6 protein-coding genes and 2 tRNA genes are annotated in these 7,948 nt (G+C 43.1%); 2 read left to right on the plus strand and 6 right to left on the minus strand.

All coding sequences use genetic code 11. The features are described from left to right. Window positions 1–61 precede the first annotated feature (61 nt). From N4A56_RS09875 to N4A56_RS09900, 6 genes are all read right to left on the minus strand, one after another. Window positions 62–137: transfer RNA gene (locus N4A56_RS09875), tRNA-Thr, on the minus strand. Window positions 138–279: 142 nt separating this feature from the next. Beyond that, on the minus strand, window positions 280–495 hold the full coding sequence (locus tag N4A56_RS09880) for a hypothetical protein (RefSeq protein ID WP_295546942.1): 216 nt from the start codon (window positions 493–495) through the stop codon (window positions 280–282). 352 nt (window positions 496–847) lie between these two features. Continuing rightward, window positions 848–933: transfer RNA gene (locus tag N4A56_RS09885), tRNA-Tyr, on the minus strand. Window positions 934–1,101: 168 nt separating this feature from the next. Then, window positions 1,102–1,422 carry a hypothetical protein gene (locus N4A56_RS09890; protein ID WP_295546946.1) on the minus strand — a complete coding sequence of 107 codons (321 nt, stop codon included), beginning with the start codon at window positions 1,420–1,422 and terminating at the stop codon, window positions 1,102–1,104. A gap of 60 nt (window positions 1,423–1,482) precedes the next feature. Continuing rightward, a complete protein-coding gene (locus tag N4A56_RS09895; RefSeq protein ID WP_295546949.1) occupies window positions 1,483–2,187 on the minus strand; it encodes a hypothetical protein in 705 nt (234 codons plus the stop codon). An 823-nt stretch (window positions 2,188–3,010) separates the two neighbouring features. Further along, window positions 3,011–5,503, minus strand: coding sequence for a 2-oxoacid:acceptor oxidoreductase family protein (locus N4A56_RS09900; protein ID WP_295546952.1), 2,493 nt, complete (start codon window positions 5,501–5,503; stop codon window positions 3,011–3,013). Window positions 5,504–6,057: 554 nt separating this feature from the next. On the opposite strand from N4A56_RS09900, the gene N4A56_RS09905 reads away from it, so the two are divergent. Further along, a complete protein-coding gene (locus N4A56_RS09905; RefSeq protein WP_293671649.1) occupies window positions 6,058–6,642 on the plus strand; it encodes a hypothetical protein in 585 nt (194 codons plus the stop codon). Window positions 6,643–6,858: 216 nt separating this feature from the next. Then, on the plus strand, window positions 6,859–7,569 hold the full coding sequence (locus N4A56_RS09910) for a tetratricopeptide repeat protein (protein ID WP_295546955.1): 711 nt from the start codon (window positions 6,859–6,861) through the stop codon (window positions 7,567–7,569). Window positions 7,570–7,948 lie beyond the last annotated feature (379 nt).

Raw genomic sequence — 7,948 nt, forward strand, 5'->3', positions numbered from 1 at the left:
AGGCGTACGCCGACAGATTTACAGTCTGTTCCCTTTGGCCACTCGGGAACCCCACCTGTACTGGAGCTGGCGATGGGACTTGAACCCGCAACCTGCTGATTACAAATCAGCTGCTCTACCAATTGAGCTACGCCAGCAACGGAGACAGTGTTTATATATCCTTAGACTTTTTGGCAAGCAAAAAATGAAAAAAATGAAATTTAATTAAATAGAGCGTCGATGGGACGGGGACTTTAATTGATTTGGTGGTAGAAGTTGTTCTCGCACAGGGTGTGGTTGTTACTGGTTGTGATGAATGGTCACGACGGTGCAGAGTGACTCCGTTAGAATTTGGAGGTCTGCCTTTGCCTGAAGACATACTGAATCTAACACTTGCCCGACGAATAGCATTTGCTCGATATTACTTTGTCGTAGGATTGTTGCATATGCTTGAATTGGATGCAGGACATTGCAGAGATGCTCGGCGAGATCAGTACTTGGAGTGGTGGTAGGCATGGTGCCTCCTTGTGTGCTGATGGTTGTTTCAAGACCATAAAAAATATCGGGAGCTTGAAACAACGCCACACAATGCGCCCTGTAAGCTTTCCCCGAAGGTTTTTTATGGCTTACAGACTCCCGATAAAATAGAGGCAAATAAATTTTAAATGCACTTCGCCATTAGAGGTAGGAGAAAATGCAAACCGCTACTTACGGGAGCAATAAGCCGTTGTGTGTTAGGTGTGTTTCAAGCACCTGTGCGCATTAAGCATAGAGTTGCATGAAGTGTCAAGGAAAGAGAGTTGCAAGTATTGAAAGACATAAAAATTGGATACAAAAAAAGCCAGTCTTGCGACTGGCTTAATTAACGTGGTGGTGGGGGGAGGATTTGAACCTCCGAAGGCGTACGCCGACAGATTTACAGTCTGTTCCCTTTGGCCACTCGGGAACCCCACCTGTTCTATTTGTTGCGAGTGAAAAGTATTTCTCAACAACGGAGACGAGTTCTACGGATATGTGGCAGCTTTGGCAAGAAAAAAAGTTGTTATTTTGCAAATAATTGATTGAACAGGCGTGAGTTTGTTGGTTTTTGGCAGTGATAGTTAAAAGATACAAGGATGTTATCTAAAAAATGATGTTTGCAAGGTCCACAGCAAAACTCACAAAAGACATAAACAATACAGCAGAGTAGAATCGGGCTCCTATCGACCATACTGGAGCACCTTCGTATTTATCAGCACTGCGCCACAGTGCGACGCACATAACCCCTGTATAGAGTAAGACAATAATGAGCCAGCCTATGCGCACTGGATTTGCTGTCTCTTCAGATTGCAGTGCATAGTTTGTTACGCAAATGCTAATCACTGTGCCGAAGATCATGCCAAAAAGCCAGAATGTTACATATAGCGGTAGTTCTCCGCGCCATAATTTTACCAATATACCCATGGTATCCTCTGTGCTTAAGCGTATTTCATAAAATTATAGAAGACTAAGGGATCAGTGCAGTTATTTTGTGTCTGGCAACTCTTTAAGCCGCGCACTGTTATTAGCTGGCTTCTTGGTAAGGTTCGTAAACCTAGGGGTGATGTTAAATAGTCCCATGCATAGCCCTTGTTTTAAGGCCGTCTTAAAGGGGAAAGGGGTAGACTGAGAGTTTGCTAAGGTTTTCATTTCGCGCTGAGAAAGCTGGAGCGTTGGCATCTGTAAGTAAGCTTCCCCATTGAATTGCATATCAACGTGCACGTCCAAAAATTTGAGAGGAGGAAACAAGTTGTTAAGAGTGTTTATGGCAAGCCTTTTTTCTCGTTCTGGCGGGGTAATGATGGAAAACTCAGCTTGCGCAATTTGAGCAAGATCAGTGCAAAAGTTGCCATCAGTATACAAGAGCAAGGTATCTGCTGCCGTGCTTTCATGCGTAATTTTTAATGTGGGAAACTCTCTAGTAAAGAGTTTTTTGACTGCTGTCGCAGCTGCGGTTTCTTCTTCATGCCGTTGAAGTATCTTTAACATGTGTGGCGTTCCTACCAGAGGAACTTGCTTTATGATGCTAAAAGGGGAGAGTGCAGCGGAACCATTTATAAGTAGAACTCCTGAGGCACCAGCAAGAACGTAGGCAATAGAGAGAGTTCGAATATATAGACCGTCAACGTCCATTCGTGCCGATTCAGAGGGCAAAAATCCTGCGCCATCTTGCGTAATCTCATAATACATACACTTTCTCCGTTAACAGGCGTTGTAATGCATAAGGCATTAATTTGGCTGAGTTCTGCTTCGTCGCAGTTTTTATTTATTGAAATAAAAAGAAGCCTTATTACTACGAATTTAAAATAAAGTGGGCGACGGAGCAATGGATAATTCGAAAGGGCGTGTTGGATGAATATTAAAGTGAACAGCAAATTATGTTTTTATTTACAAGTTAACATAATCACATAGGGCAAGAAGAATCCTTATAGAGAAGGTTTATAAAAGATACTTAACTACCGTTATTACCATAAAAGAGTCTGTACAGAGTATTTCGTGAATGAAAGGACGTAACCGACTTTTATGTTTGGCTAAACTTTCATCGTATGTTGGCTGTAAACCATACTTTTATCATCCTAAAATGGCGGGGGTTAGTTGGTATGCTTTTGGTATCAAAGTAAAATTTTACCTTTCAGTGCACGAGTAGAGACTTCTTAATGCGTCAGCGTTTTTGAGGAGTGGTCGCAGCTGGCTGTTTTGGGTAGGTTCCTGCCACATTTTCCACAAGTTTATGGAATAAACAGGAGCAAACTAGCTTTTTACTATTATTCAGTTCATGTTAAGATTTTTTACAAAGGTATTGTGCATACTGTCTGTTTTTACTTCGTGAATGAAACGTGCTGAAGACATTCAAAAAATGTATTGGAAGCGGTGGGGGGGTATCTATATAAAGAAGGTGACGGGTAATGCTGGTCGAATAGTGGTATGAATCCAATGAATACAAAAACTCCCCGTTGTCACGATGATAACGGGGAGTTTCACTCAGTTTACAAACAGCGTGCAGCTTGTTTTTTTAGATAAGATTTTTTCCTGCCATGAAGGCTGCGTAGTTTCCTGCCCACATTTTTGCAGGTGTAACGTTTTTAAGAGCGCTGAGCCAGCATTCTTCTGGCAAGGTATTAAATGGTGCCACGGTACTTAATGCGCCGAGCATAACCACGTTTGCGCTTCTACCTGTGGTGTCACCAAGCTTGATGGCTTCGCTAAGAATATCCAGTTTGATGACATTGTATCCTTCGAGCAGTTCAGCAATTGCTTCATCGCTAGGGTACTGCTGTGGATCAAAACCTTGTGGAACAATGGCAGTATCGGCAAACAGTATTGTTCCACCTTCTTTGAGCATTCCAAGGAATCCTGGACGTAACAATTCACTTTTTTCCATGACGATAAGCGAGTCGGCAGTGCCTGGAATGATTTGTGGGCTGCGCACGTTACCACATGCAAATGTGGAGATAACAGGACCGCCCATTTGAGCCATACCGTGCGTTTCACCCTTGATAATGTTTTTGTCACCATACCCCGCTGCAAAAGCTAATTGAGCAAGAACTTTTCCGAAGAAAAGGTTACCCTGTCCGCCAACGCCGCGAATAGAAAGTGATAAGCGTTCTGGACGATCTGCGTCAGAGATCTCAGGCACTGCAATTTCCTGAGGCGGCTCTGGGAGCTTCACAGAAGATTTTTCAATAGTCACATCTTTTGGATCAATCACGCTGATTGCGCCTTTTGGACACATCTGCATGCATGCAGGTGTTTGTGACACACAGCCGGAACAAATATTGTTCCATACTGGCTGACCATTTTCATCAAGGCTTATGCCGGAACAGATATTACATGCACCGCAGCTGATACATTTTTCATGATCGACTGTCAGTTTTTGACCAAAAGCAGATTTAGGAACTTTTCGGATACATGTTCCCTGTACAACAAGGGTAGTAAATTTGCCGTTTTCAGCATCAGCAAGCGCTTTGCGTAAACTTTTTCTGATATCCTTATAGTTGTAGGCGTCTACTTCTACAACGTCGGTTCCTTGCGCACGGAGAGCGTCAGTCATTACAAAGCGGTTTTCATCACCTGCAAGGTTTACAGGAGAACTTGGGCTTGGCTGACCACCAGTCATGGCTGTCCATTCGTTGTCGAGGACAACTTTTACACCAGCAACATGTCTGAATACTGCGTTACGCGTTGCATCCATGCCGCTATGACATTCAGTACCGTCACCGATGAGGCTGATACATTTGTTGGCAGATTCCGGCTTAGAAAGAACATAGCCAGTGCGTTTTGCTTCACTTGCACCCATAGCAAGACCTGTGTCTAAGGCGTTCATAAAGTAAAGCAGTGTGTTACATCCGATATCACCAAAGATAGCTTCAAGTTGACCGCTCTTTTTCATGCGTGATGCAACTTGAGCAAACAGGCGGTAAGGGCAGCCTGCACAGATCATTGGAGGGCGTGGAACTGGCTGTGCAGAAACTTGCTTAGTCGCAATATCTTCACCAAGCAGCGCAGCAATGCTCGCAGGTGTCCATTCAGTAACTTTGCTGAAATCCGGTTTGCCGATAACAGTAAGTCCTGCCGCAGCACATTCGTCTTGGAGGTAACGGTATCCGTCATCTAAAACATAAACATCGCCTTCGATGGATGCGCAGAAGTCTTTAATTTTTTGAATTGGAAGCGGGTTAGTAAATCCGAGAGACAACACATCAATATCGTTATCATAAAGATCTTTGTATTCTTCCATGTACAGGGCGTTGACGCCGTATGCAATCACACCGCGTTTTCCATTACCTTTCAGGTGACGGTTAAGCGGGCTTTCTTCGATGTACTTGGTGAGTGCAGGCATGCGCTCATCCATAACACGGTCATAGTTCATGCGAGCAAGGTTTGGTAGGGCGTTAAGCTGCTTCATTGGCGCAACATCTGCGATGTCACGAGTTGCAGTTTCACCAAGGGTTACCAAACCTTCACTGTGGCACAGTACGCCACTTGGCTGTACGATTACAGCTGTGTTGAATTTACGAGCCAAATCTGCTGCGATTTCAGAAGATTCATACAATTCTTGATGATTGCGAGGTTCAAATACTGGAACAAAGCTGCTTTTGTATAACAGGTGAGGGTCAATAACGTGCTGTGTTGAGCTAGGAGTGAAATCTGTTGCAACGTATAGAACAAGACCACCACGAGGAACGGAGAATGTTGCAAGGCTGGTGAAAACGTCACCTGCCTGAAATAATCCTGGAATTTTCATGGTTACAACACAGTCGCGACCAGCAAGTGTGTGCCCATGACCTACAGCAAGAGCAACTGCCTCACTGACAGACCAGCCTACCGTAATCATGTCCTGAACCTGTGACAGCCCTTTGTCGATAACCTCAGAACTTGGAGTGCCAGGGTAGCCGTCTACAGCATGGATGCCGTTGCGAACGCAACCGGCTGCAAAGGCAATGTTTCCTTGCAGGACTGTTTTATGTCCTTTTTTTTCAGTACATAATTTTTTCATAGCATTCATGATTTACTCACTCGTAATAGAAATAGGTGTAATGTGCTGTGTGTATTCCACCTTTTTTAACATCAGCAAAAAAAGTGGAAGGCAGCAAAGTAATTATCTGAAGATGGTTAACGCAAGCAGTAAACACTTGCGTTTGTTTAGTCATTGCACAGGTATTTTATTTATACAAGATTGCAGCGAGGTAAAAGAGCATTTGCATTATGCAATCCAGTAGATGAAGTTTTTTTAGGTGAACTAAGTTTTCTTCTGGTCTGCCAAAAATGTGGAAGTTATTTGTATCGAAAATAACAAATTTGTCCAGCAGAAGTGTTGGGACTGTGTTTTTTGATTGGCTGCCAATGGTGGGGGAGAGTGTGGGTGACGATTGTTAAGAGTGTGTACTTTGGTGTTATATCGCGGCGTGTAGATGGATTATAGTTAGAATATATACAAAAAGTTGAATTGTCTCCTGCGGTTGTGCTACAAAAACACTTTCCTATTGCGAGAGATTGGAACAGGGTATCTTTTTGAATTTTGACAAGAACGGGCGGATGTAATTTTTATTTGGGGGAGCAATGCGCACTTTAAAAAACGAGGTTTCCATGCGTCACTTACTTTCCGTAGCGTTATCTGGAGTAATTGTCTTACTTCTTGTTCAGGGCAGCATGGCAGAGGTGAAAGACTATACGTGTGTCGGAGTTAAGAAGGATCAGGTTGAAAAAACTAAAATTTGCCGCTTACGCGCAAACATCGTAATTCCAGAAGCGTATTTGCTATCTAAGGACGATTTAATTGATAGTGCTAAAGCTGCTGCAGTTGAGCTGCATTCAAAAAATGACGTGCAGGTTATCGTGGTTAAATTGTATCCTTCAGAAGAATATGCCGAGTTTTTCCCACAGGTTCTGGATATGACATATGCACCATACAAAATAGGGTGGGACGGAAAGCCTGCATCTAAATGGGTTGCGTACATCGCAGAGACTATGCCGACTGAAAAAGATATGTTCCATATTCGTACGTGGATGTTAGAACAGGCTAAGAATAAAGAGACTATTCTTGAACGTAAGCAAGAACTAGCAAAACAAATGAAGATTCCTGTCGATGATGTGTATTTCCCGATTTTTAGACTTGTGCCGTGTCTCATGAGAAATGAAGGGTAGCAGATTATTTCAGTATACTGTGATGCGGAGGCGTGACAATTGCTGTTGTGCCTCCATTTTTATTCCATGTGAATTATGTAGACATATGATGATATTTCTTACAGAACAAGCAAGTTACTTTATTTGATGTGCTCCGCTACTTCGTTATTTGCCTTTCCGTAGGGAGAGGCGGTAGAACACGGCGTGATTCGTAGTTGTCATCTTCGGGAGAATAGTATGAATGATACAGGTTCCACAGTAAATAAAAGCTTGCAGCAAATCACCCAGTTACAACAGCGTGCGATTCAGTTTGCAGAGTCGGGTATGGTGGAAGAAGCATTGGAAGCTGCAATGATTTGCATTGGTTTGCAGGAAGAAGTAGCGCCGAACGATTTGTTATTAAGAGCAAAGTTAACGCAAAATGCAAGTCGGATTTTATTGTATGCTGGGGAGCTTGATTATTCAGAAAAGATTGCTCGTGAAGGCTTAGATTTTTTGCAGACAGCAGAAGGCGTGACTAATGATGATAGAGCCCATGCTTTTCTTAATATGTCATCCATTTTGTATACCAAGAAAGAGTTAGATAGCGCCGCGTTGATCCTTCAAGACGCCTTAGCCATTTGGAGTAAAGAAGCAGGGCGGGATGCAGAGGTTGCCGAGTGTTACAATAACCTTGGACGATTGCGTGAAGAGCAAGGTAGAGCAGAAGAAGCTATAGAGCTTCATCAGCAGGCAATAGACATAAAAAGAAATATTTTCGGCGACCATGAACAGACGGCGTTTTCCATTATGAATAAAGGATTAGCTCTGATGCTTTCAAAGCAATTTTTAGAAGCTAAAGTAACACTTGAAGAAGCAATCGCTTGTTATCGACGTATCGGGCAGTACGACTCTGAGATGGTAAAGGCATGTGAGCAAAACTTGAAAATATGCTTAGAGCACATTTAGCTTATATTGAATCAAAGGATTACGAAGCCCGTTCATTACATGATGAACGGGCTTTTTCTTATGTGGCCTCACGTCAAGTAAAATGCCAAAACTATTCTTGAGCGGTTTGCGTTAGCAAACTGCTTATGGTCTCTTTGAAGAGTATTCCTTTTCTTATTCGTGCCACTAGGCACCAAGTACCGATTCGGTACATCTTTCTTTAACGGATCACCATTTTTATGTCGTTGCTAAGCAACCCAAAGCCCGTCGTGATCCTGTCATGCTGTATGTGCCGTTAATGACCGTCGCCATAGAAGCACAGCAAGTTTTCTAGCAAGAGCAGCAATTGCCTTTTGAGCAACGCCATGCTTGCTGTAAATTCTGTTGTATGTAGCTGCTG

Origin of the sequence: Halodesulfovibrio sp., assembly GCF_025210605.1 — a bacterium.
GTDB lineage: Bacteria > Desulfobacterota > Desulfovibrionia > Desulfovibrionales > Desulfovibrionaceae > Halodesulfovibrio.

Coding starts and splice junctions, on each gene's coding strand:
- N4A56_RS09880 (WP_295546942.1), bottom strand. CDS start 495: ATGCCTACCACCACTCCAAGTACTGATCTCGCCGAGCATCTCTGCAAT.
- N4A56_RS09905 (WP_293671649.1), top strand. CDS start 6,058: ATGCGCACTTTAAAAAACGAGGTTTCCATGCGTCACTTACTTTCCGTA.
- N4A56_RS09890 (WP_295546946.1), bottom strand. CDS start 1,422: ATGGGTATATTGGTAAAATTATGGCGCGGAGAACTACCGCTATATGTA.
- N4A56_RS09910 (WP_295546955.1), top strand. CDS start 6,859: ATGAATGATACAGGTTCCACAGTAAATAAAAGCTTGCAGCAAATCACC.
- N4A56_RS09900 (WP_295546952.1), bottom strand. CDS start 5,503: ATGAATGCTATGAAAAAATTATGTACTGAAAAAAAAGGACATAAAACA.
- N4A56_RS09895 (WP_295546949.1), bottom strand. CDS start 2,187: ATGTATTATGAGATTACGCAAGATGGCGCAGGATTTTTGCCCTCTGAA.